The 23,345-nt window shown below is 57.7% G+C and carries 17 protein-coding genes, 1 tRNA gene and 9 pseudogenes; 12 read left to right on the forward strand and 15 right to left on the reverse strand.

The window, feature by feature from the left end; translation table 11 throughout:
* Positions 1-160: 160 nt before the first annotated feature.
* Positions 161-896 (reverse strand): annotated as a pseudogene (locus tag ML_RS19665) (hemolysin III family protein); the annotation flags it as partial.
* Positions 897-1,041: 145 nt separating this feature from the next.
* Here ML_RS19665 and ML_RS12660 point away from each other — a divergent pair.
* The 5 genes and pseudogenes from ML_RS12660 (at position 1,042) to ML_RS18235 (ending at position 7,330) form a co-directional block, all read left to right on the forward strand.
* Entirely contained in the window at positions 1,042-1,830 is a 789-nt protein-coding gene (locus ML_RS12660; RefSeq protein WP_010908917.1) for a (2Z,6E)-farnesyl diphosphate synthase, read from the forward strand.
* A gap of 840 nt (positions 1,831-2,670) precedes the next feature.
* Positions 2,671-2,856, forward strand: a complete 186-nt coding sequence (locus ML_RS12670; protein WP_049769896.1) for a hypothetical protein — start codon at positions 2,671-2,673, stop codon at positions 2,854-2,856.
* 653 nt (positions 2,857-3,509) lie between these two features.
* Complete coding sequence (locus tag ML_RS12675; RefSeq protein ID WP_414085570.1) at positions 3,510-3,662, forward strand: DUF2304 family protein; 153 nt, start codon at positions 3,510-3,512, stop codon at positions 3,660-3,662.
* A 2,429-nt stretch (positions 3,663-6,091) separates the two neighbouring features.
* Positions 6,092-6,319, forward strand: a complete 228-nt coding sequence (locus tag ML_RS12685) for a hypothetical protein (RefSeq protein ID WP_064483009.1) — start codon at positions 6,092-6,094, stop codon at positions 6,317-6,319.
* A gap of 417 nt (positions 6,320-6,736) precedes the next feature.
* Positions 6,737-7,330: pseudogene (locus tag ML_RS18235) on the forward strand (putative glycolipid-binding domain-containing protein).
* Here the strand turns inward: ML_RS18235 and ML_RS12695 are convergent.
* Entirely contained in the window at positions 7,296-8,237 is a 942-nt protein-coding gene (locus ML_RS12695; protein ID WP_064430461.1) for a prephenate dehydrogenase, read from the reverse strand. The pseudogene ML_RS18235 and the gene ML_RS12695 overlap by 35 nt on opposite strands.
* A gap of 130 nt (positions 8,238-8,367) precedes the next feature.
* On the opposite strand from ML_RS12695, the gene ML_RS12700 reads away from it, so the two are divergent.
* From ML_RS12700 to ML_RS12710, 3 genes are all read left to right on the forward strand, one after another.
* Complete coding sequence (locus tag ML_RS12700; RefSeq protein ID WP_041323417.1) at positions 8,368-8,889, forward strand: tRNA adenosine deaminase-associated protein; 522 nt, start codon at positions 8,368-8,370, stop codon at positions 8,887-8,889.
* A 14-nt stretch (positions 8,890-8,903) separates the two neighbouring features.
* Positions 8,904-9,419, forward strand: a complete 516-nt coding sequence (locus ML_RS12705) for a nucleoside deaminase (protein WP_010908921.1) — start codon at positions 8,904-8,906, stop codon at positions 9,417-9,419.
* A 16-nt stretch (positions 9,420-9,435) separates the two neighbouring features.
* Positions 9,436-9,526: transfer RNA gene (locus ML_RS12710), tRNA-Ser, on the forward strand.
* Between the two features lie 1,153 nt (positions 9,527-10,679).
* Here the strand turns inward: ML_RS12710 and ML_RS18240 are convergent.
* Positions 10,680-11,066 (reverse strand): annotated as a pseudogene (locus ML_RS18240) (YbjQ family protein).
* 1,069 nt (positions 11,067-12,135) lie between these two features.
* Between ML_RS18240 and ML_RS12725 the strand changes: the two are divergent.
* Both ML_RS12725 and ML_RS18245 read left to right on the forward strand, forming a co-directional pair.
* Positions 12,136-12,324 (forward strand): hypothetical protein, encoded by a 189-nt coding sequence (locus ML_RS12725; RefSeq protein ID WP_145985225.1) that lies wholly within the window; start codon positions 12,136-12,138, stop codon positions 12,322-12,324.
* A 192-nt stretch (positions 12,325-12,516) separates the two neighbouring features.
* A pseudogene (locus ML_RS18245) lies at positions 12,517-12,854 on the forward strand (DUF2237 family protein).
* A gap of 78 nt (positions 12,855-12,932) precedes the next feature.
* Here ML_RS18245 and ML_RS16920 read toward each other — a convergent pair.
* Positions 12,933-13,344 (reverse strand): annotated as a pseudogene (locus tag ML_RS16920) (M1 family aminopeptidase); the annotation flags it as partial.
* Between the two features lie 81 nt (positions 13,345-13,425).
* Between ML_RS16920 and ML_RS12735 the strand changes: the two are divergent.
* Complete coding sequence (locus ML_RS12735; protein ID WP_156511828.1) at positions 13,426-13,569, forward strand: hypothetical protein; 144 nt, start codon at positions 13,426-13,428, stop codon at positions 13,567-13,569.
* 1,363 nt (positions 13,570-14,932) lie between these two features.
* Here the strand turns inward: ML_RS12735 and ML_RS12745 are convergent.
* The 7 genes and pseudogenes from ML_RS12745 to ML_RS12765 all read right to left on the reverse strand — a co-directional run bounded on the left by ML_RS12745 (position 14,933) and on the right by ML_RS12765 (position 18,631).
* Positions 14,933-15,229 (reverse strand): hypothetical protein, encoded by a 297-nt coding sequence (locus ML_RS12745; RefSeq protein ID WP_145985226.1) that lies wholly within the window; start codon positions 15,227-15,229, stop codon positions 14,933-14,935.
* Between the two features lie 127 nt (positions 15,230-15,356).
* Positions 15,357-15,557, reverse strand: coding sequence for a VWA domain-containing protein (locus tag ML_RS19670; protein ID WP_414085571.1), 201 nt, complete (start codon positions 15,555-15,557; stop codon positions 15,357-15,359).
* Positions 15,554-15,796 carry a VWA domain-containing protein gene (locus ML_RS17620; RefSeq protein WP_269147823.1) on the reverse strand — a complete coding sequence of 81 codons (243 nt, stop codon included), beginning with the start codon at positions 15,794-15,796 and terminating at the stop codon, positions 15,554-15,556. The genes ML_RS19670 and ML_RS17620 overlap by 4 nt, the downstream gene beginning before the upstream one ends.
* Positions 15,797-16,434: 638 nt before the next feature.
* A pseudogene (locus tag ML_RS12755) lies at positions 16,435-17,082 on the reverse strand (SRPBCC family protein).
* A 14-nt stretch (positions 17,083-17,096) separates the two neighbouring features.
* Positions 17,097-17,836, reverse strand: a pseudogene (locus ML_RS19675) (MoxR family ATPase); the annotation flags it as partial.
* Positions 17,769-18,017: a hypothetical protein gene (locus tag ML_RS12760; RefSeq protein WP_049769900.1), complete on the reverse strand. Its 249-nt coding sequence runs from the start codon at positions 18,015-18,017 to the stop codon at positions 17,769-17,771. The pseudogene ML_RS19675 and the gene ML_RS12760, both read right to left, overlap by 68 nt.
* 275 nt (positions 18,018-18,292) lie before the next feature.
* Positions 18,293-18,631, reverse strand: coding sequence for a hypothetical protein (locus ML_RS12765; RefSeq protein ID WP_049769901.1), 339 nt, complete (start codon positions 18,629-18,631; stop codon positions 18,293-18,295).
* Positions 18,632-18,790: 159 nt separating this feature from the next.
* Here ML_RS12765 and ML_RS18250 point away from each other — a divergent pair.
* A pseudogene (locus ML_RS18250) lies at positions 18,791-19,537 on the forward strand (LysR family transcriptional regulator); the annotation flags it as partial.
* A gap of 60 nt (positions 19,538-19,597) precedes the next feature.
* On the opposite strand, the gene ML_RS12775 reads toward ML_RS18250, so the two are convergent.
* The 4 genes and pseudogenes from ML_RS12775 to ttfA all read right to left on the reverse strand — a co-directional run bounded on the left by ML_RS12775 (position 19,598) and on the right by ttfA (position 23,273).
* Positions 19,598-20,242, reverse strand: a complete 645-nt coding sequence (locus ML_RS12775) for a TrmH family RNA methyltransferase (RefSeq protein WP_041323891.1) — start codon at positions 20,240-20,242, stop codon at positions 19,598-19,600.
* Positions 20,239-21,123, reverse strand: a pseudogene (locus ML_RS19680) (hypothetical protein). Before ML_RS19680 ends, ML_RS12775 begins: the two are co-directional and overlap by 4 nt.
* Before the next feature lie 14 nt (positions 21,124-21,137).
* Complete coding sequence (gene pyrE, locus ML_RS12785) at positions 21,138-21,677, reverse strand: orotate phosphoribosyltransferase (protein WP_010908925.1); 540 nt, start codon at positions 21,675-21,677, stop codon at positions 21,138-21,140.
* A gap of 735 nt (positions 21,678-22,412) precedes the next feature.
* On the reverse strand, positions 22,413-23,273 hold the full coding sequence (gene ttfA / locus ML_RS12790; protein ID WP_010908926.1) for a trehalose monomycolate transport factor TtfA: 861 nt from the start codon (positions 23,271-23,273) through the stop codon (positions 22,413-22,415).
* Positions 23,274-23,345 lie beyond the last annotated feature (72 nt).

A 23,345-nucleotide genomic window follows, 5' to 3' on the forward strand; every position in this document is an offset into this window, starting at 1 on the left:
CCACTACTGTAGTTTTCTGAATATGTTCGTTTGCTGCTAAATATGGTCGATAAGATCCAAGCCATTATTCACATAGTAATACGTGTGCTCGCTGTTGGCAGTATCTCGTGGTAGTATGTCGACGACACCACCCAACTGTAGAGAACCCAGAAACAGCTGAGAAAAGCACAAACCACATGGCGATGTTAGTGGAAGATCGCGGTGCAGGCGTGGAAAAAGAAAAACTCGTGGAAGCCGAATGCTGCCGGCCACGGGCTGAGCCAGCGCAGCCTGTAGAGTGATACCGACGACGAACAACAACACTCATAGCTCATGGCGGCCACCACGGCATTGTGCCGGATCGTGCCGGTTGTACCACACCGCCACCCAACCCAGGAGCCGGGTAGAGTGGCACTCTCATCCAGCCCCAGCGCGGTGCCGTCGGCCAACACATCTTCGGCAAAATGCCGTCCAGCTCGCCGCCCCATACGATCCACAGCACCACTCGCCCTGAGACTCAGGCGGCATGGTCAGTAGTGCGAAGGAAGGATAGCTACCGCAATTAACACGAAGATCATCGAATGATCCAGCACGCCTCAACTATTTCTGAGCGGTCGCGGGTTTCCAGTTGATGCGATGGTTAGGTGGTGCTGATACTGAACAGTGGCCGCAGTGTAGGCGAACGTAGCAAGCTGAGCGCGGTGGATGCCACCGCCTATTAGACAGCAACCAGTGACGCACCCGCAAGGGCAGCGATTAACGCGGAATAAACGTGGATCCAGCCTTGAAACGAGGCTTGTGGCGAGGTGTGGTCAGGAAGCGGGCGACGCCTTTTACAACCTGAAAGTGGCATTAGCCGGCGCCGAGCCTGACGATTCAGTCTCCGCGTTGCTAACCGTGCCGACCTGACCGTTCATTTCCTCTGTCTGCCTCCCCCTCCGTTGAGTTGCCATTGGCCAATGTGAATCCCAGTAACCTGGCACGTTTATCGCACAGACCCGACGTGATATAGCAGGAAATGCAGACCGGACTTTGTTGCTTGTCACAGTAGGGTAGATGTTCGTGGAGATCATTCCGCCACGGCTCAAAGAGCCATTGTATGCGCTCTATGAGTTGCGGCTGCGACAGGGTCTGACAGCCTCGGAATCCCGACTTCCTCGCCACATCGCGGTCCTGTGTGACGGAAACCGGCGGTGGGCCCGCGACGCTGGATACGACGATGTCAGCTACGGCTACCGGATGGGCGCGGCCAAGATCGCTGAAATGCTGCGGTGGTGCCAAGAAGCCGGCATCGAAATGACCACGGTCTATCTGCTATCCACGGAAAACTTGCAACGCGATCCCGATGAGCTGGCCGCACTAATCGAGATCATCACTGATGTGGTTGAGGAAATCTGCGCACCTGCCAATCGCTGGAGTGTGCGTACCGTCGGTGATTTGGAACTACTTGGCGAGGAACCAGCCTGTCGACTGCGCGGCGCGGTGGAATCCACACCAGGTGTAGCGCCGTTCCATGTCAATGTCGCGGTGGGTTACGGAGGTCGCCGCGAGATAGTCGGCGCGGTACGTGCGTTGTTGGGCAAGGAACTCGCCAACGGGGCCACTGCCGAGGAGCTTGTCGAGGCGGTGACCGTTGAAGGCATTGCCAGGAACCTGTATACCTCTGGCCAACCTGACCCCGATCTGGTGATCCGCACCTCAGGGGAGCAACGCCTGTCCGGGTTTTTGCTGTGGCAGAGTGCGTATTCAGAGATGTGGTTCACCGAAACGCACTGGCCCGCATTCCGGCGGGTCGATTTCCTGCGCGCGCTGCGCGATTACAGCATGAGGCACCGTCGGTACGGCAAGTAGCGGCCGGCGGCGAAGGTCTTAGTCAGTGGGGGCACAAGTGACACAACCTATGCGTGATTGCGCTGTCAGTGGTTGTATTCACGCTCAGCGGGTGGCTAGGGTTTTGTATCTGCTTGCTCGTTATCCGCCAACAAGCTGGTGCTCGCATTGAGGCGGCGATCGTACTGTGTGTTTTAGCGCTGTTAGTAGCGAGTAGCGTTCGACGTGGTGCGGACCGTCAGTGGTGCACGCACCCAGTTGCTTAGTCAGCTCGAGATCTACCTGGTTGTCCCCGGTCCCCGGGCTTGGCTTGGTTACGCAGTACTCGTAGAGCTGTCCTGTCCGCCTGAAACCGCTAGAGCGCGCACCGTTGAACTGTTGTTGGTCGGCCCCCGCTGTTGGTGCACTCACTCTGCTCGGTGCGACGATGGCCGGCAATGTCAACGGACCGCTGGGGCAGGGTCACTGGCTGATGTGCGCGGTGATCTCGATAGTCCGTGCTGGATGCCATGGTGGCGGCAATACGACGGCCTACCCAGAAGGCCGGTACTGGTTGGCCGCAGTGGCCTCGGACTGGTTGTAGCCACGCTATTTCTTTTTCTTTGCGCTGGGCGAAGCTATCCTGGTTATACCGCTCGGCCTGGCTCCCGGCTGGTTGGGATCTTGGCGCGGGACGGGTTTCGACGTGCTGCTGGGTCTCGCCGCAGCTCTGTGAGATGCCTTGAATGAGAGGCACGCGCTGCGTACCAACATGTTGTATCCGTTTGCTGGCTGTTCGGTGGTGGCGCTGTTTGGTGGCCAGGCCCTACTCGGCCTGGCGGCACAACCAGCAACGAACCCACCGCACAGATCTAACTGACGGTGTTGCTGGTCGCTAGCCTGGTAATCTCGATACTAGTGCAAGTGCTGGCAGATCTATTGGTCGGGATTTTAACCTGCTGGCGTTCTCCAAGTTCCTCACGCTGCGTGCTGACCGAGCCGCGCTACGACTACACTGGTGCAGCACCGCCGCTGCGGTCGGCTGCGCCCCTGGTCGATGGCGACTAGAAGCCATTGATAAGACCACCCGCTAGGCGCTGGGCTACTACAGTGACCTAGCCGAACTGGCCGTCAGCCAGCTGGACCGCATTGCCGGTGATCGATAAGCGACTTGCCGATCGTAACGCGCCCGACCATCCGCTGGAGCGGGTCAACGAAGTCCAGGCTGTTCTCGCCGACCGCATTAGGCGGCACAAGCCGCACAACGCTGGCGACTTCGTAATCACCAAACAGTACCGCTACTACAACTCGCTGTATTTCCCATACGTGTCAGTGATTCGGCTAGGTGATCTTGCGCGCCGATACGCTACCGGCGCGCAAAAGTTGTGTGGGCTTTTGAAAATAGTTGACGTAGTCAAAATCGGAAATAGACGGATGAGCTACCTGGTCCTTACTATGGGCAGCAGTACGTATATAGTGTCACGAATATATGTGGCAGTGTTTCGGTGGCACCCCACCCAACTGTCGCTCCAAGGAAATAATCACATGACCGCTATCCTCGGTCAGCGAGCCAGACCCCTGTACGACTCGACCGACTGGCTGCCACGTTTTTCCATGTGTCCTGTGATGCCACGTTGATGTGATTGCCCGGTTTGGTCGTCGCCTTCACAGTCGACGAAATTTCGTCGCTGACCAGGTTGACATCTGGCCAGGAATACGCCATGAGTGTCTTCTTCGTGCTCTATGCACTAATTATGGCGTTCAGTTTTACTACGCTGAGCATCTACATACGGTTCAAGGACTTGGAGTTGCGCTACGCGTGTTTGGCTCGCGTCGTTGCGCTGGAAGGAGCGCGCGCGCCCGAGCCGTTCTAGGGTGTTGTGGGTGTTTCATAGGTGGTGGGTGAAATGGCTGTTTTTGCGTTTTATGACTGGCCGATATGTTCGGTAGTCGTGGGGGGCAGCCCGGAATCCTGTTGACGTGTTTTGCTGTGTTGCGGGGTTTTTGTTGGTGGGTGGCTGACTGCCTGCTTTCGATGAGGCTTCGTGTGCTTTGCCGCAGTGGACACGATTAGCGCGGCGCACGTAAGCATGTCGGTGGTGGGTGCTGCTTGGTCTACATGTTGATGATGCCAGGGGCTGGGCACCTGGGCTGTGCTGAAGGCGATATCGATGCAGGCGTGGGTGTGAGGGTAGTTGTTAGCGCCGCGGGGTAGGGGCGTTTTAGTGTGCATGTCATGGCCTTGAGGTGTCGGCGTGGTCAATGTGGCCGCACCTGAACAGGCACGTCCCCGTGCACGGTATAACTATTCGCACCTGATGTTATCCCTTGCACCATTTCTGCCGCTGGTATCGGTGTCGGCGGCTTGTTGACCGGCCCTCAGCCAGCAAGCAGGCATGCCGCCGGGTGCAGCAGTATCGTGTTAGTGAACAGTGCATCGATGATCCGGCCGTCGGCGGCACATACGGCAACCTTCTAGCGCAGATCAACCACCCACACCCCACCAGCCCACCACAACACCACCACCCAAACCAAACCAGCAAAAAATAACCACCATGTAGTCTACCCGACTTCCGTAACCATAATTGTCAATAGCGCGGACGTTGCCGGCGCCTATCCGATGAAGCTGCGTATTTCAAAGTTCTACATTCATCTAAGACGCCGGACTAAATACCCCATCAACGGGTGATCGACAACGTCGGACAGTGCCAGTACTGCGAGGCCAGTCGCGTCAAACCGCTCGTAAAGACGATTACCAGGCGTTTTAACAGGTGTTCCTGGATTCCAGGCTGGCACTTCACTACCTGGGAAGCTCTTTCGTCAGGAAACAACAAAGCATCGGGGTGGCACGCGCGCTGGCCGGTTAATCGACCAAATCCTGTTTATGTACTAGCCATTCTCGGACGTCGACAACGTGGTTCGTCATGAATTGCAGAACGAAGTATTGTGTTTACAAAGCGAATCTGGCAAAACCATTTCGTTCGTCACGAAGGATATCAATGGGGCACTAAGCTCACCGACAAAGAAGCGGTGTTCAGTCGAGACGGTGTGCTCCAGCAGTTCGACAAGCCTGTGCGGCTGCTGTCGGAGCTGGCCAATGAACTCATGGCGAAGTATCGGACTCAGCCGTTAGCTATCCGGTGGTTGCAGCTCATCGACGCGACCGTCCTGGCCGCTGCACGGTATCGAACGAATCCCTGCGCACGGCCTCGCCGATCCTGGCAACACACAACTTCTGGCCGGTTGTATGCTAGTCGTCAACGAGGACTCGCCGTTGAACTGTATCGACAGCTAAAGGCCTGCGGCGGTACCGTGCCGGCGTGTAGTTGTCCGACAGTATCGGTGCTGTTCCAGCCGTTCGGAAATCTAAGCTGAGCACTGAATGCGGCGCCGTTCTCGCCGACATCCGTAGACGTCACGATTAACGGCTAGAGCAACGTCATTGGCGGCATATTGACCACAAAGTGCTGACCGCAGTCAAAGCCCGGCGGCGAGCCGGAACGGGGCATCATACTTGCACTATCTACTTTTCCCCCTCGGACTACACGCAGGCACTAACAGTGGTACGTATGCGATTGTCGTAAGTCTCGATGCTGTTCGAGCTCATTAATCGCCGGGGTGCTAGTGCAACACGCTCCGATTCCGCTACGAGGCCAACGTAATGGTCGCGCTGAACGCCTAACCCCGCTGCGCTGCTGATGCGGGCGGTGCCCGAAGCCCTGGACGAAGTACCCACCCCAGGTGCAGCACGCGGCGACCACAGTCGCCCGGATACTGTTAAATTGAGCTGCTGCTATCTCTTACGGTGTTTATCGCCAATTTGCGGGTGGTACTATATAATACTGTAGTGAACGACATCATAATACTGTAGTGAACGACATCATAATACTGTAGTGAACGACATCGTGGTGGTACCGGTGGGCGGCATCCAAGATTTGGGAGCGGATTTACGGCCAAACTACAAAAAATCAATAAAAAACGATCAGGTCTTTGCTAGCATCATCGCACTGTTTGTGCTTCGAATCGCCATCGATATGGCTGGTTACTCCCACGCTGAAAGCATACCACACGGACTGCCCGTCGGTGGCGTTCGTACTGGCCCCGATCGTGGGCGGTGCGCGATGTACTTTGTGGCACAGGCGGTGTCGTACCTGCTGATCGCCTACTTGAACTTTACCTGGCCGACCCACGCACATCTTGAAACATCTGGAGTCCGCTCACAGTCACAATGGCGGGGGCCTAGTAGCTGCTCGCTGTCCCAAGCTGGCTGCTTACGGGCACACTCAGCCGCAACATCCTGCTGATGGTGGGTACCAGTCAACGGACTGTGCGCACCACCAACGCTGGGTATGATGCTGCTGTTCAGTCCGGGCCCGGGCCGCTGCTGGTTGCTCTGATGGCACTGGGTGTCCTGTCACTCCTGACCGGCAACTACACTGACGTAGCCAATGGTGATCCGCCGGTACTCAATGCCGCCCGCTTTAATAGCCATGACGGAAGCAGAGGTACTGCTGCAGGTCGAAGTCCCTAACACGCTGCCATTAACCGCTAGACGTGCTGCGCAGCACAACCCTGCAGCTAAACAGCGACGACCGCTATGTTGGCCGCGTACGGCACGCCTAAGTAGACTAGGTGGGTTATCTCATAGGCGGAACCAAAGTCCGTGCATTTCACCTCACCCTGGTCTGTGCACTGGATAGTCGCTGCGTTGGCGCTGACCCTTGACATACTACTACTAGTACTAGCTAGCGTCGGCGGTGTGGGTATCGATACCCGGCGCCCATTGAACTGCGTAAACGCATCGGTCTGCGAGAGCGCAAACTGGTCCACAGCGAAGTCCGCACTTAACCAACAAGCACACCGCTGTACGTGGGCACGTTTTACGGTAGAGGGATGAACCGCGCCGGTGACGACACAGAAGCCTAGCAAGGAGGAGGGGCGGCTGCACATGGACGCAGCGTCCTCTAATCCAACGTGCTCCTGGCTGGCGATGTTAACTTGGCGCACACAGGTATGTCTCCGCGCATGGAATCGGTGTGATTGCGTTGTCCGACAAACGCATCAGGGCTCATGGTCGTATCGTCGCCGCGGCCACCGCAACTAATCTGGCGTTCGGCGCCTTTCACGAAGTGCAGACCGATGAGACTGGCGCCACCAAGCGTTTCGGATATGACCGTCACGCTAGCCGTGCGAAAACGTCAGCTTGCCTATCGCCCGCGGCGAAAAAAAACATGCGGTCGGTGACTGGTCCACCAGGGGCAAACGTGGAGCATACAATGACGCGCTCGACGTCGACGTGGTGTTTAGTGCGTCCTTCAATGCCCTACCGATCCGCCGCCTCGGTCTACACGAACGGGTGGAAGAAATCATTTTGTCGATGGTTTATGCACGAGTGCCTGAGCTGCCCGTCGCAGCCGACACCGTGAGCTACACCAGCTCAATACACCTTGACGGAATCAAGTTGCGTTCACCGGTCAGGAACACCATCGTCGATGCCGACGCGTTTATCATGGACTACCCAGGCTTGGCAGAGCGGATCTGATCACCCCACCTGCTCGGCCTGCAGCCGCCAGGTCTTCGCGCCAATTCTCCGCGCCGATGATGACGGTGACGATGTCGGAGCGCGGGAAGCTGTCGTAACGCGCGCGCGCGGCATGGCCCGCTTCGACGAGTTCAGCCACTGAATTGTTGCAAGCCAGGGAGTCGCGGGCACGGCAAAGCAACTCGATGACCCGGTCGACGGACGACAGCAGTTGGCCGGAGTTTCCTTCGCACATCGCACGCACTAAGTCCGGAGCGGTTCCGGCTACTCGGGTGGCGTCACGGAACGATCCTGCCGCCACCGCGAACGCCAGCGGAACCTCAGCGGCGGCTACAGCCAAAGCTTCAGCGAGCAAGTGCGGCATATGCGAAATGGCAGCTGCAGCGGCGTCGTGCTCGTCGGATTTTGCCGGTAATACCAGCGCGCCGCAATCCAACGCCAATGTCATAACCATTGACCACACCGCGGGGTCCACATGGTCGTCTACACTAAGCACCCAGGAAGTCCTGTTGAACAACCCGCCATGTCCGGCGCCCCAACCCGATTGCGCAGTGCCGGTCATCGGGTGACCACCGACGAAGCGGGCCTGCAAACCAACCGAAACAACCGCGTCGAGCACCGCGGTTTTGACGCTGGTAACATCAGTGAGCGGACAGTTGGGCGCCAATTCGCGAATGTGGGCGAGCATGGCCGGCAATGCCGGCATCGGCACAGCCAGCACGATCAATGCGTGGGTATCGGCGGCGCGAACTAACGCGTCAGCAAGTTTGGTAGTGGCGTCAAAACCGTCTGACCGAGCGCTCTGCGCGCCTTTCACTGAACGATTATAGCCGAAAACCTCACGACCGGCCTCCGCCGTGGCCCGCATGATCGATCCGCCGATCAATCCCAGCCCAAGCACGCACACCGGTCGCCCGACGCAGTCCCAGCCACCATCCAAGATTGACACAGTTTGCGGGTCGTGGTTGCCCCAAGTGCTGTCGATCACGAGCAGTCATCTGGTCAAGGGACCCGGTCGGCGACTAGCGTAAGCGCCCATGGGGGCAGAACGGGCGTCGGCGAAAGTCCCAGCGGCAGACATGCCGGACGGTTTCGGCGTTGCGGTTGTGCGAGAAGAGGGTCAGTGGCGTTGTTCTGCGATGGCCTCCAAGTCGTTGACGAGCCTGACGGCAGCCGAGACGGAACTGCGTGAGCTGCGGAGTGTGGGAGCAGTCTTTGGTCTCCTGGACGTCGACGACGAATTCTTCATCATCCTGCGCCCAGCACCGTCCGGTACCAGGTTGCTGCTGTCGGACGCTACCGCCGCGCTGGACTATGATATCGCCGCCGAAATTTTGGACAGTTTAGACGCCGAAATTGATCCCGAGGACCTCGAGGATGCATACCCCTTTGAGGAAGGCGACCTGGGGTTGTTGTCCGATGTAGGGCTACCAGAGGCGACGCTGGGGGTCATCCTCGATCAGACCGACCTGTACGCCGACGAGCAACTGGGCCACATTGCCCGTGAGATGGGCTTTGCCGAGCAGCTGTCAGCGGTGATCAACCGCCTTGGTCGGTGACCGCAAACGCAGCGATGCCGAGCGCAGCGGGGCGCCGCCATCAGACCCGATCGGTTACCACTGACGAAGATTTGATCCGTGCCGCACTAACAGTTGCCACGACGGCGGGGTCGCGCGATGTACCGATTGGGGCAGTGGTCCTCGGCGCCGACGGAAACGAACTCGCCCGGGCAGTAAATGCCCGTGAAGCCATTGGCGATCCCACCGCGCACGCCGAAATTTTGGCAATGCGGGCGGCGGCCGGTACACTAGGCAATGGATGGCGGCTGGAGGGGACTACGTTGGCAGTCACCGTTGAACCGTGCACCATGTGCGCGGGTGCTCTGGTCCTGGCACGTATCGAGCGACTGGTGTTTGGAGCCTGGCAACCCAAGACCGGAGCGGTCGGGTCGCTGTGGGATGTGGTCCGCGACCATAGACTCAACCATCGCCCAGCCGTACGCGGCGGAGTGCTTGCTCAGGAGTGCACAGCACCACTGGAGGCGTTCTTTGCTCACCAGCGATTGAGTAAAGGGCCGCCGGTTCGGTAAACTACCCAATGGTAATGGTGGTGTGTCCGAGCGGCCTAAGGAGCACGCCTCGAAAGCGTGTGACGGCAAAAACCCGTCCGAGGGTTCAAATCCCTCCGCCACCGCCAAAGTTACCCGCAAAAAATTGCCGGTAGACCCCTACTGTGATGCTGCGCAGCAGCTCAATTACCACCGAACTTGGCCATCACGCCATTGTGTTGGACTGACCGAGGAGAGTCCACAAGCACGGCGTCGAATCCGACTTTCTTCGCAAGCTGGTAGTCCGTCGGCTGTTTTCACGACAAAACATGACGTTCACCCCAGGAGGCAATTTGAAACACGCGACGGCGACCGGGTCTTACAAATCAGCGTTAGCCGGATTTGACCGGCACGAGCGGTGAATTTTCGGTGACAGTCACATCAGAATGCAGTTCAAATCCTGCCCACTTACCTGCCTGGGATGCCGGGTCGCAGCGCTGGCTCAACGCCATGTTGAGCAGGTGCAGACTTGCTAGGGTATATCACGACTTGTGGTGAACCCGCAGTCCCTGCTCCTGAAAAGCCAAGCTAGTGATGACCCTATCGGTGAAGTAGAGGGTCGACCGCAGGACAGTTGCCCATCCTAGCCTAATCTTATTCAACACCTCCGCGACCGCTGAGACCAGCAGCTGCTGGGAGGCATCTGCTCGATATCGAGAAACAGCGTTATATCCGGTGGAACCGCGGCGATGATTTGACTCTAGCGGCCAGTATCGGTGTGGCCCGTTGGCGGTACGGATAACCATCGACGCCTGGCTCACCTCGCGTTGAGTTTGCTGCAGTTGCTAGGCAATCTCAGCATTGACAAGTCCTGTGCAGTCGGTTTATATCTGCTAGATAAGCCTGTCGATAAAACGCCAGCACCCCATCGCTACTGGCCTGCACAGGAAGCCACACACCACCCACGCCAGATAGGACCGCAGTCGGTAGTCGCTGCGACAGTATTTGCCGGGAAGTCACCGTGCCCCGCGGCGCGCGATGATCGATGATCAGCGGCTCGTCGGCTGACACAGACACCTAAGCATCCACCACACCGCAAGCCCCTCTCAAGGCAATCAACAGCGCCAACGTATCCAACACAGCCGGCTTCCTTCCTCAACCCGAAATTCCTTTCACGCCATTCCCGCCCACTAGAGACCCCGATCGTCCCTGCCAAAAGACAACTAAAACCATCGACTAAAACCGTTGACCAAACAACAACCAACACTGCGTGCGACTCAAAATACCCGCGCGATGTGGCTGCTAGTGCTGCAGAGGCTGCGGGACACCCCCATAACCCAGTTGGGTAGCAGTGTAGCGAGCGGCTTCGGTGATGGACAAAGCATACACCACGGTACAGTTAGGCATAGATCTCTGTCCACACGTCGCCGAGCTCCGTGGTGTCGAAGCGCATCCCGACCATCGCGTTGCCGCCTTTGGTACGCGTTTCGTTCACCAGCCGACCCACTGCCTCATTGCGACTCTCAGCCAGGTTTTTAGTCATGCCCTGCAGTTCGCCACAGAACATCGATTTGAATCCGACACCGAACTGGGAAAAATATTTCGCGATCGGACGGTGAGGCCAAAGACTTCGCCGCAGACACGTTGGATCTCCCAACCAGGAATGTTATTGGTAGTAACGACAAGCACCGAACAACCTTTCTGCAGAAAAGGGATTTGGGCTGATTCCCGCTGCAAAGTACCGCCCCGTTTCTGTAATTGCTTATTCTGTGGCACACTGAGTACACCAAATTTACTGAGCCGTACACCAAATTTACTGAGCCCGCGTTTAAAACTAACTGCTATGCCGCAACCGCCCCCTGCCGTGCGTGGGGTGGTTCCCGATCAGGATTCCGGCATAGATCTTCCTCGAGAGGCTGGATTTTCTGTACCTTTCGTCGAGGGCAATTAGGCGCTCGTCCACCCAGGTGGCAACAGGGTCGCGTTCTTCGCCCATGTCGGCAGCCTTGTCTTTGGGGTGGTAGTGTGGTGGACGTTGGCGGACGCTGTGCTGGTTGAGGTATCTAATGGCGGCGGGGCCCAGCCATCCACTAGCCAGTGGAAGGGATAACAGTACGCTGCCACCAGTCCACCACGACCATCCAGCATCCATCAAAAGCAGGGTTATGTCGATCTCGAAGAAAGGAACCCCGGCGACATGCCAATGGCGACTTCTGGCACCTCGAAGCGTCGGTACTACTAGGGCACCTCATCTAGCTTCGGAGGCATCACCGGACGTCAAGGCACCAGTCCCCATCGTCGGCGCCAGCGCCAGCCGGGCCCAGCAACACAAAAACACAAACTGGTCTACCCGATCAGACCGGACCATATACTTAGCCAACACGTTCCAGTTTGTTATCTACGGTCGCGACCGCTTCGGTGAGCAAAGTCCCGGTAACGATCACATCAATAAACCGACCACTTAACAGGCCTTCAAAACCAAGAACGCAGGACAGACTCCCCTGAGTAGACCAGTCGACAGAGGACGGCACCCGACAAAAGTAATACCCCTTGTGTCAACCGCCACACCGTTACACTACGTATATATATATATATATATATACGTAAACTATTGCCTAATTACTAAGTATTAGAAATTGTTGCTCCGCGATCTCGCTGGTGACCCGCGGGAGGCTGTTTCAGCCTAGCGGCATCGGTGGGCATGAACGACCAGAAACGTCCACATAGCGGCCGCATGTACAGAGAGGTAAGTACAGCCGTGTCGTTCGTCCCGGCCGGGACCACCATCGGTCCGCAAGTACTCGACACCGCGGCGCAAGGAACCCAGGCCAGCCAGAACATATCGACGGACTTGACGGTGCTGGCGCCCTCCGGTACCGAGGAATTATCCTTGTACACGCTAGAGTTCTTCTTGGCAGAGGCTAATCAGGATGCTGGCAGGAACTAAGCGGCGCACGAAGAACTTCGGCGAGCGGGCACGACTTTAGCAGAAATCGCCTGGTGGATTCGGAAACCGACGTAGCAGCTAGCAACGCAATGTATACCAATGTGCTGACCAGCTTTTAGATCGCATAGTTTTCTGCGAGAGCGGATCAAGTGTTCCTTTCAAACTTATACCACGCAGCATTGCACTAAGCACATGCTTGATCGCAACGTGCCGGCGGCCAGCTGGAACCGTGCGGGACTGAAGCACTCACCGACTTCTAATAAATAGCTACGGCTGCCGCCCAACCATACTCGAGGATTCAGTGGACACACCCCCTGTGCTGTAATGACCGCTGCATCCCTAGAGCATCAGCGCTCTAATCGATAAGGACCTGCTGACACCGGTGTCCGAGTACTAGTTTCCCGACCTGCCACCGGGCAAACGTAGATGCGTGACCGCGTTGGACTGGCTGAGAGTCCAGTACTACGGCTGCACTGCCCGGTAATGCTGGTGTCACCGGGCGTCGCACCCTGGAGGTGGTACCGCTTTAAGCGCTGCAGGAACACAAAGTCGACGTTCCCAACAACCTGGCTAACTTGTAACGCCGACGACCACCCACCGTGTGTCAGTTACAGCACTTCCGTCGAATACAGCCACGTATCCCACAATAGCCGCAACAACTTTTTCGGAATAGTTGGCGACCAGACCGGTGAAATCGTCGGTGACGACCGTGGCATGGCGATACCAGGTCAACCAATTCCTAATCAGAGCAAAGAATTTCTCGGCACCGACAACACACCACGAAGCGCGTGCAAAGTCAACGCGCCGCGCTTGTAAACGCGGTTGTCCAACACACACATATGGTCTATATAGTGTGGTCCGGGGTCGGCTAGCAGCAAGTCTTGTGTCTTCTCTCAGCTGTTCGTGGTAGCGATAGGCGAGCTCGTCAGCGCTTAGCCCGCCGCTGTTTTCGTACCACAACCACTCCGTATAGCACGCGAATACCTCGTTTAGCCGAATGTCACACCACCGTCGCGAACTCGCCTTACCAGACTGAACCCAAGCAGCTAGTGGTGGGTGGTTTTGAGGCGTTTAGGTGTGGTTGGTTGAGGTAAGTGGGCGGTGTATGTGGTTGCTGTCTTGGAGTTGCGCGATGGCGACCGGGGTCGGCTGGGGTGGTTGACGAGGGTGTTGTGGGTGCTGGTGGGGCAGGTGACACGGGCGTGGATTGTGTGGTTGGTGTCCGATGGAGTGGCTAGATACTGATATCGCGGTTCGGGTACGCCGGGGACGGGACGTGCTTCGGTGATCGATGAGGTCATGGTGCTCGTAGAGACGTTGGTCGGCGATGTTATGCGAATCGGCCGTTCAGCGTCGGAGCGGCCCGTCACCGGAGCAGTTGATGGCTGTGGGGGATTTCGTTTTCCTTGGCCGCGCGGATCTGGCATAAGTGGGGGCATCCAGTCGCATCGCGTGAAGACCTTCAAGTTCGTTACCGACCCCGACGTGGGAGACCAAACGGACAATTAGCACGGTGCGCTCGGACGCAGTCCCCAAATAGTAGGGGTCAGATCCGGTTTGGAGGACTGACTGTTCAGTTACGCCCGGCGATATCGCATCATGGCTGACGACAACAGGGTGATCGGATCCATACGAACAGTTCGAAACTTACCTCAACCAAACGAGGCGAATTGAGCGGACCGAAGCCACCATACCTGCAAGACTCCGAGACGGCAGCCACTAATCGACATGACAAACCTCCCCGATCATATGATAGCACTACGCCATGGCCAACAAAGCAAACTCGCGATTACACCGCTAAGATGACTTCAGCACCGCGACCATGTCGATGAGGCAGCCCGAACCAATTCGAGCTGGCGAGCTAGGTCCTGCAATCGATGCCAGGTTACTACAGCATTGGTGCTAGCTCTTTGTGCGAACAACATAGTTCGCACGTCGCGAATATAACAATGCCTTATCAATAAGAGCAGTCAGGGCTATCCCCATGCCTTACGAATAGTCAATCGTCCCTCCCGAGGCCGAGGTGTCAAAGCATGCACCTTCACAATCTATTCACAATATCTTTTAAGTGAAATAACGCCGTGTTCTTAACGATCTTTGCCACGTGGTACGTGGAGAACATTAACCTAGGTGTGGACGCGCACACCGCGTTTGCAGTCCGCGGTAGCGAATGCACCACCGAAGGTTGCCAGGGCTTGCTTGGTGATGAATTGCGGCATCTAGGACGCAGCAATCAGGTAGTTGCAACCCGGTGCTAGCGCGCAGTTCAGCGAGGGGCAACGGCTCGCTTTCATCGCGCGGCGCGACGGACTGAGCCGGCAGCACGCAGATCATCGCGCATCGACGTCCCCTGACCTATGCGAGCCCCGCCAAACAAGAACCTCGGCCAGCGTGATGATGTTGACCAATATTTGCCCGGGTATACCCACTAGCAAAATTGCCGTCGCCACATCATGATGCAAGTCGACAAGGGTGCATATGCGCGATCAGGACTCTCGCATCCAAAACAATCAGGCCGGCGTGTTTGCCCGCAGCTCAACCAGATAGTTTGGGCCCAACGGCTTCAGCGTAACGGCCATTGCTTGCCAACACGTCAGCACGACGGGACCTAATCCTCCGCACGCTCATCACGCTCGAGGATACCGGCACCCACCTCGATCAGACGCCTCAGCAACTTCGATCGGGGCTCACCGGGCCATCGCTTGGCCGCCTGGTCCAATGCGTGCGCTACTTGCGGGGTTTCGGTCACCTGATAGCGTGGACGTGTGGTCGGCACCAAATAAGTGTACCACTTTTCAGCGCAGTAATACATCTGGGGAAGCCAGAATACACCGTAGGATGCGCAGCTCCAGTAGCCATGTCCTAAGTCGGGTACCCGCAACATGCTTAGCGTCGACTGACTCAAGGGTGGCCCTGATCGCCAACCAACTCCAACAGCAGCCAGCACAGTCAGCTGAACGAATGCACCGGCAGTACAAGATCTCGCAATACGACAGCGCAGAGCCATCCTCTCAACCTGCAAGCGGCTTGAACTAGCTGTGCGTCGCACGCAAGTTTAGCCACACCAGCAACTCGGCGCGGCGACGCAGCCTGGCCAGCACATGCTGGAACACGTCGGGGGTATCGCTATCCCAGCCTTCAGAGGCGACGATCACCACTGCGCCGCGCAGCGCGTTGCCACGGTGCGACGCCAGCAGGGCTGGCGATACTGCGGCCGATGGACGTGCTTCTATGCCGGTTGGTCACTTTTGTATTGGCCCGACCCAAGCGCCACCTCGACCGAGCGGTGCGCCAGCACCGAGGTGATCCGGATCAGCGAAGTCGAAAAGGCGAAGCCATCGGAGCGTATCAAGTCCTGGCGCAACACCACAGCTCGTTCCAAGTATAGATTAGGAGCGAGGTAGGGAAGCTGCATCAAACAGCTCAAGTCGCAGACTAGGACGACACGCCAGGGCCGTGTTCGCGCCAACATCACCGCTTCCCAACCGGTCCGGCCGCAAGTCGATCCTTTTGCCGTGCGGGCTGAGCTCAGACCGCAAACTGTGGCGTCGGAGGAAACAGCATACCGATCCCCCTATCCAGGAACCAAACAAACGCAGGTAGTCAGTATCGAACCGGTCAAACAGCTCATCGGAGCGTACCGACAATACGGCCGGGTAGAACATAGGACTAGTTGCAGACTCACGCCAGTGGCGTCGTAGTAATCGGTGACACTCCGAGTGACCCAAGTCTCTGGGCTTGGCTGGCACTGGATAGACTGTCAGTGCGATGCACCCCGTACCCGCTTGCGGGTGTGCGGGGCCCTGGAACGGACAGCGACGAATCGGGACCTATCGTGCCGTTAGGGTTCGACGATCCTGAACACCGCGGCGAACACCACATCGAAGTCACTGAGATCATCCCTCCGGGGGACCAACATCAAGCCTGGCAACCCGATACAGCGTCGACGAGTGATTCCCGATGCCGCAACGCTTGCACGCAATTCACTGGTCCGGCTAGCTCTGTAACAGTACACCCAGGTTACACAGCCACCTCACCAGAGCGGCAGCAAACGTCGCCAAATCGACACCCCGAAAAAACAATGGGGTACTCATAGCGGCTCAACCCAATTTAACCCAGGCTAAGCAATACCCGGATCAGCATGGGCACGACGAACACCGCTAGCACTGCAGCGGCGTACTTCTTAATTTGGCTACCACCGCAAAGCTGCAACCGATCGATGGGAGCGAGCTCGATGGATGACGCCCTGGACTCGAGGTGCGTTATCAATGGCACCCACCGAGCTTGCTTCATCGGCGGGTTGCTGGAACTCACTACGCTCTGCAGCGCCGGTTTCGCCTCCAGCGACTCCACGGAACTGACCCAGCAGCTTCTCCTACACCTGCTGCAGCATGCCGCTGCCGAATGGGGCCAACATTCCTACTATCTTCAAATAGGTTTTAACAGTGACGTTGGCACACTCCCCCGCCTCGTGCAGCTGGGCGGTGACCGTGGCGGCCGCGTTGTCGGTACAGCGCGACTCCTTGCCCCTGCTATTAATGATCGCGCGGTGCTGGTCGGGTCGGCTCAACGAAACGCACTTTGTCACTGAACTCACTAGTGACCGGCCAAACCTTGACCTTGCCGAGATAGTCGCCGCACTGATGGTTCGGTTTGCCTAGCGCCGGCATCAATGGAATCACCTGCTCCAAGTCAGACAGCACACCCCCATTCCTGCTCGATCGGCGCGCTGGCTGTGAACTGGTTGGCGATTTTCATCCGGCACGTCCTCATCATGTGCGGCGATGCTCGATAAAAACGCTACGAATCTGGGGCGCGGTCGCCGAGAGTCTGAGCCAACGGCCCCAAACTGACCAGTGCAGACTCAACCGAATCGGGCGGGATGAAGTCCGCAACACCGAGCGACACCCATGCAGCAACCCAGTATATAACTTCGGCAATCCCTCCCGGTCGGCTTATCCAGATCAAGATCGTTCGCGCTGACTAAGAAAAGAATTTAGGTGAAGTGTTAAATCAACGGAGTAAATCTCCGGGTACTGTACGACAAAAAATCGCGGTAGCCTGGCACGACTCTGGGTAAATAGATCCAATGGTATTGGCAACATCGCCGCAGTACGTCATGGAGGTCTAGACTGTGATTCTACGAACTTCCCTCTGGAATTCGTCTTCAGCACAGTCGATTTAATCGATCAACAGCATTAGAAATGTCGACACGCTATGCCGCACACACTGCAGGATAGGACGATCCACGGGGTAGGTCTCGATTTCAGAGATATCCGATATTCCGTTACGGGCTCCTCGGCCAGCTTGATCGACAGCAGCTGACATTGGTACTTCCAGTCATAGAGCGCCTCGTTCGCGGTCAATTCATCGTAACAATGCAGCCGTATACTCCTAGCATTCAGCACCTTTGCAAGCATTTTCACGGACGTTGTCTGCCTAATCTAGGCTCGCCTTCCAGTAACGGCCGGCCCAAACTGACCGCCAGATAGATCGCTGATGCCGTCCTCGTAGCGACAGACCACGATGTCGGGAGCGGTCCCTTCAGTCGCCAGCCGACGCACAGTTGCGGAATCAATCCGCGACTGATTGTCGAGCATCACCACTATTCCAGCTACCTGCGAGTCCACCTGTTCGAGCACAGTGCGCCCAAACACCCATTCCGAAATTGTTTGACGGTCACCTACATCCATCAGCTTCGTCTAGCGGTGCGGTACAGCATCAAGCACCGCTCAGCCAGCGCCACCCAGAGTGACAATAAGCTGGCCGAATCCCGTACCGCGAGCAACATCGGACACTAGCTCCGAGCACGATCTTAATACCGATATGGCAGAAGCTTTTAGGTACACCAGGTCTCCTGGAACAGCTGGCCACGAGAACAACACTGGTGACCCGCCTAGCGATCATGCGCCGGTTTCCTCAGTAGCGAGCAAGGTCAGGCCTGCTACCACAGAGGGCGGCGACGGGTTCAGCGGCGACCGACACCGCGATCTCCGCGGAGGTCTTGGCGCCGATGGCCAAATCCGACCGGGGTATGCCGGGATATGTATACGGAACCGCTCAGCCTCGGAGAGTTCGAGTCATTCACAATCGACACACTACGCACCTTGCCGGCCACCAGACTGATATATTCAACACCATTACCCAATGCAGCACTAATGATTTCGACCTCCAGACCATCAGAGCTGGCAATCACCACCGCGGCACTATAGGTAAGATCGCTGTAGCACCGAAGATCGTAACCGAGTACCTCGCGCAGTTGGGTCAAGGCATCGCCGATAGGTGTAGCTCCGTAGATCTGGATCAACCGGGTCGGTAGCTACGACGTCAAAAGATCTCCAACTAATCGCCAGATAGGCATAGCATCAGCTCGACAAACATGAATCCCAAAAGAGTCCTCAAGTCACGACTCCGGCGTAACCTCGAGCCTATTCTGCGGCGATGCAGGTGGGTCGACGGGTACTGACGGTATCGCGGTTGCCGGATTGGGGTAGGCGATTCGGTGCACGCCGCGATAGCAGGGATGTCGATGTACGTCGTGGCACTGCGTAAGGAATTTGATGACCCGTTGTTAATGAGGACGGGCGCCGGTTGCCGCGGATCACGGCGTCCATCACCTTCGCCGAACATGCTGACCCGGGATTCATTGGGCTCTATCTTGCCACGAACCAATGATCTACTTACAGATCGACTTTCCAGACGCCCCCTTACTAAAGTACCAGATCATCACCTTAGTAGCGCTGATTAACCCATTGTCCGTAGATGCTCCGACACCCGCGCTGTTACACCACCGCAGTGAGTGCTGATCCCGTCGGCCGGAAGCGTGGACAGTGAGATTGCAATAGTATGGAACAGTTTGGCAATCCCGGAGTCACAACAGCGCATCTTCCAAAGCGACACAACGGTGCTCGAGAAGGTGCAGCGAGTCGTCGGTACCACGTTTACTATTGGCTTTGCGGCCGTCAAAAACCTCGCTGCCGGGCAATTGTCTCACCTGACCGGGTACCCCCCGGTTGGATAGGTCAGGTGAGTGGTGTACAAGACCATCTTAGCTCCATCGATACACAAACCCGCCGCGGCCAAATTGGTTCGCTTCATCATCACTCCGCGATGCATCCAGGTGATGCTCCGGATAACCAGCATCAGAGTGACCCTATTGCGACCGAAGGTACATGTCACCCTGCGAAACCAAGGGGTGCGGTCAGCAACTTGATACCGCATGCGATATCAAGTTGAAAAATTGTGCTGGCCCATGGGTGTCCGGGCGCTTTGGCTACCAGGCGCGGGACATGTCCGCGTGCTGCCTGATCCAGGCATGCATCGCGATCCCGGCGGCAACACCAGCGTTGATGCTGCGGGTCGAGCCGAACTGGGCGATTGACACGATCATCGCCGCGCCGGTCCGGGCCTCGTCGGTGATGCCGGGACCTTCCTGACCGAACACCAATAGACACTGCCGCGGCAACGTGGTCTGTTCCAGACGCGCCGCCCCCGGAATGTTGTCTACCGCGACGACAGTCAAGCCAGCACCCGCCGCGAAGTCGAGCATTGAAGCAGTACTGTCATGATGACACAACCGCTGATAGCGATCCGTCACCATGGCACCCCGGCGGTTCCAGCGCCGACGCCCAACAATATGCATGGTGTCAACCGCGAACGCGTTGGCGGTACGCACTACCGAGCCGATGTTGGCGTCGTGACCGAAGTTCTCGATCGCCACATGAAAGGGGTGACGGCGCCTATCGATATCGACAATGATCGCTTCTCGAGTCCAATAACGGTAGGCATCGACAACATTGCGAGTATCGCCGTCCCGCAACAAGACTGGGTCATACCGCGGGTCATCCGGGACGTCACCGGACCAGGGGCCGACACTGCCGGACGATGTCCCCCATTCAGTAGGGCCGAGTTCACTCATCGGACGGTCCACATCCTGGAATACGTCCCGGTGAGAGCCAGCGTCGCGTACAACAACGCCTGGTTCATCTCGCCCTGGGCGCAAGATAACGCGCTTACGTGCACCCAGATACAATGACACATTGGCAAGATCAAGCACCTACGAGCCATACGCCACGCAAGCCGGATTGAGTCCTAGACCGAGCAGCGCCGTCGAAGCGAGCAGAGTCATAGGGCCGCCGTGGGCAACCGAATCGTCGCGATACCAGACCGCTGCAACGTCGGCAGCAAGTCCTAGCAGCAGTTAGCCGTCACCGGTTAATGCCCCCGAGTCGCCGAGATGCACTTCGGTAACCGGCGCGCCGTCAGTTCGCCAGTTCGACAGGCTGGCAGTCTTTACCACCAGGCCGGTGTCGTTCGGGTTTGTCGGTAACAGCCCCACCAGAAATGCCGCAGGGTAGGCTATCCCAGTATTGGGAATCCGGGCGCGCGGCAAGTAGCTGAACACCCCACAGACCGCACTTCGATCCTGCAACGGGCCCAGGCAGACCGGGCCGGTGAGTCGGTTGGCAGGCGCCGACAACGGCGAGGCAACGTCCGGCATGCTGGCCATCTCGCTCACGCAGCTAACCAATCCGGTGGACTCCATCATCAGGTGAGCAAGCGCGCCGTAGAGCACAAACCGAATTATCCTCGATGTTTGGCTTGCGGAGCGCACAGACCCAATCGGGCTGCGTCAATGTCGATCAGCACGTAGTCACCATCCCACCGCAGATTCGACACCGCCATATTCCAGCCCAACAATTCGGTGAGAAGCTGGCCATGAGCACCATACGGACGACCAACATGGCTCGAGCCCCGAACAATACCATGGCGATAATCACAAGGAAAGGCGAGCACCATGATCGCGGTAGAGGCTAGCCCAGTCCCAAATCGGCAAGGCCCAGCACGCTACGGTAGAGCAGTCCTTCAGCTTTGATGGCCTCGGCCGCGCCGGTACCGCGGTCCACCACGGTGGCCACGCCAACCACGTCGCCGCCCGCGTCTTGTACCGCGCGCACCGCTGTCAGTGCCGAAGCCCCGGTCGTACTCGTGTCCTCCACCACCAACACACGCTGACCAGATACCTCAGATCCCTCGATAAGACGTTGTAAACCATGGGTTTTCGCGTACTTGCGTACCACGAACGCGTCGATCGGACGCCCAGGCGAGTGTATGATAGCTATCGCTACAGGGTCGGCACCCAAGGTCAAGCCGCCGACCACCGTGTAGTTCCAGTCTTTTGTAAGTTCGCGCATCAGCCGGCCGATCAGCGCTGAGGCCCGGTGGTGCAAGGTGGCGCGGCGCAAATCGACATAGTGGTCGGCCTGTTTGCCCGACGACAGCGTGACGCACCCTTGCACTACCGACAGCCGGCGCACCAGATCAGCCAACTCCTTTCGGTCAAGTTCGGCCACAGCCGCCCCCACTCGTTTGTTTACGGCACGCAACAGACTCCACGGATCATTCTCCCCACAGTGACAATCGCCTGGCACTGCAGAACCAGAATGCTGAATAAACTTGCCGCCCATGATGTCGGCCAAGCTTTAAACTAACCACATCACGGATCCCGAGACACATGAACAACGATAGTTTGGCTATATCGGCTATATCGTATCCAGGGTCGGGCATGAAATTATATAATGAGTAAGTAATACCACATGTACACCTGCGTAGATGCCTTTCAAACCGCCCGAGCAGATCTTCGCTGAAAGCAATCAGCCAGGGCTTAGACCTGAATAGGTCGATCACCCCGTTCAGTCAACAGGCCGGCAACGCCGGCGATATTGACGACAGTGTCGATACCAGAGTTGAGCAGGGCCTAATCCGTCGTCCAGAATTCGCCATACGTGTGGAAGCCGGCATAGTTCACCAATACCCGGACGCTCGCGAGGAGCCGGTCGTAGACTTCGTTGCGGTCGGCGGAATCGGAAAAGTCCGCTGACCAAATCTCGGTACAGCCGGTCTTGTTCTGCAGTTCGTCCGCCAAGTGCGTTAACCGGCCGACATCGCGCGGGACTAGAAATCACGTCGTAGCCATCATGCGCGTAAACGGCACTGCACCCGGACGCGGGCCCAGTGATCAGGGCGGAGCATGAGCGAGAGTGTACTGAGCGGGACCTATACTTCCCGGCCCACGCCCAGCGCGCTAGTCAGTATTGGTAGTTCGTGGTCTGATGGCCGTTGCGTTCCACTGACGGTGGGCGCCGGATGCCGTCCCAGCGACCCTCGTCGCGGGAAATAGGTTCAGCGGAGCGACCAGCCTGAACACCCGAGCCTAGCAACCCGGCAACATCCGACTCAACGCCCCTGTCCGGCGGCAACTCCGCTCGGCCGACCGACGCCAACGGACGGCTCGGCGCCGCGTTGCGGGCCGACGCTCCTGCTTCCTGAGAGGTATCGGCGGGCAGCGGCGGCAATACCCGCAGCAGGTCGTTGAATTGTCGCACGGTGCGCAAGCCCTCGTCCCACTGGACACGAGTGCTGCCGATCGGCATGCTGACCAGCGTCCAGTTCTGCTCGTTCCACATCACCTCGGCGCAGTCAGGTGCCGTGTGCGCAAAGGTGACCATGCGCCGATCACAGGCCCGCCTAGCCGCGTCCAGATTGGTGGAATACACCATCCTCGGCCCAATCGCACCCAGCAACCAGATGTCGCTCTCGCGTGGCTCTTTGAGACCCTTGAGCCGCAAGTCGACCACGATGTTGGTGCCCACCTTGCGGTGCAGCGCGATCACCGTCGCAACTTCTTCGAGGTCAAAGATATATACCGCCTCACCGCGGATCTGACCCAACACGACGTTGTGCGCGGAGATATCGCCCACCGTCGACATCACGCCGCGCTTCCACCGCTGGAGGATCTCGGTGGATTCGCGTTCGTAGTCGAATCCGTGCGATCGCGCCCACGACTTACGGCGTCTGCTGCGGCCGCGGCGTCGATCAATGTCGACATAAAGCAACACAACCGCACCGACGAAGCACAGAGCGGAAAGTGTGAACCAAAGTGGAACCATCCCAGACAGAGTATCTGCTGTCAGCCCGAAACCGAGAATGCGATCAGATCACAACCCCGTCACAGGCCGACT

Source organism: Mycobacterium leprae TN (assembly GCF_000195855.1).
GTDB lineage: Bacteria > Actinomycetota > Actinomycetes > Mycobacteriales > Mycobacteriaceae > Mycobacterium > Mycobacterium leprae.

Excerpts from the sequence above, each read along its gene's own strand:
- ML_RS12675 (WP_414085570.1), top strand. The coding sequence starts at position 3,510 with ATGAGTGTCTTCTTCGTGCTCTATGCACTAATTATGGCGTTCAGTTTT.
- ML_RS12685 (WP_064483009.1), top strand. The coding sequence starts at position 6,092 with ATGGTGGGTACCAGTCAACGGACTGTGCGCACCACCAACGCTGGGTAT.
- ML_RS12700 (WP_041323417.1), top strand. The coding sequence starts at position 8,368 with ATGGGGGCAGAACGGGCGTCGGCGAAAGTCCCAGCGGCAGACATGCCG.
- ML_RS12705 (WP_010908921.1), top strand. The coding sequence starts at position 8,904 with ATGCCGAGCGCAGCGGGGCGCCGCCATCAGACCCGATCGGTTACCACT.
- ML_RS17620 (WP_269147823.1), bottom strand. The coding sequence starts at position 15,796 with ATGTTGGCGCGAACACGGCCCTGGCGTGTCGTCCTAGTCTGCGACTTG.
- ML_RS12760 (WP_049769900.1), bottom strand. The coding sequence starts at position 18,017 with ATGGATGTAGGTGACCGTCAAACAATTTCGGAATGGGTGTTTGGGCGC.
- ML_RS12775 (WP_041323891.1), bottom strand. The coding sequence starts at position 20,242 with ATGAGTGAACTCGGCCCTACTGAATGGGGGACATCGTCCGGCAGTGTC.
- ttfA (WP_010908926.1), bottom strand. The coding sequence starts at position 23,273 with ATGGTTCCACTTTGGTTCACACTTTCCGCTCTGTGCTTCGTCGGTGCG.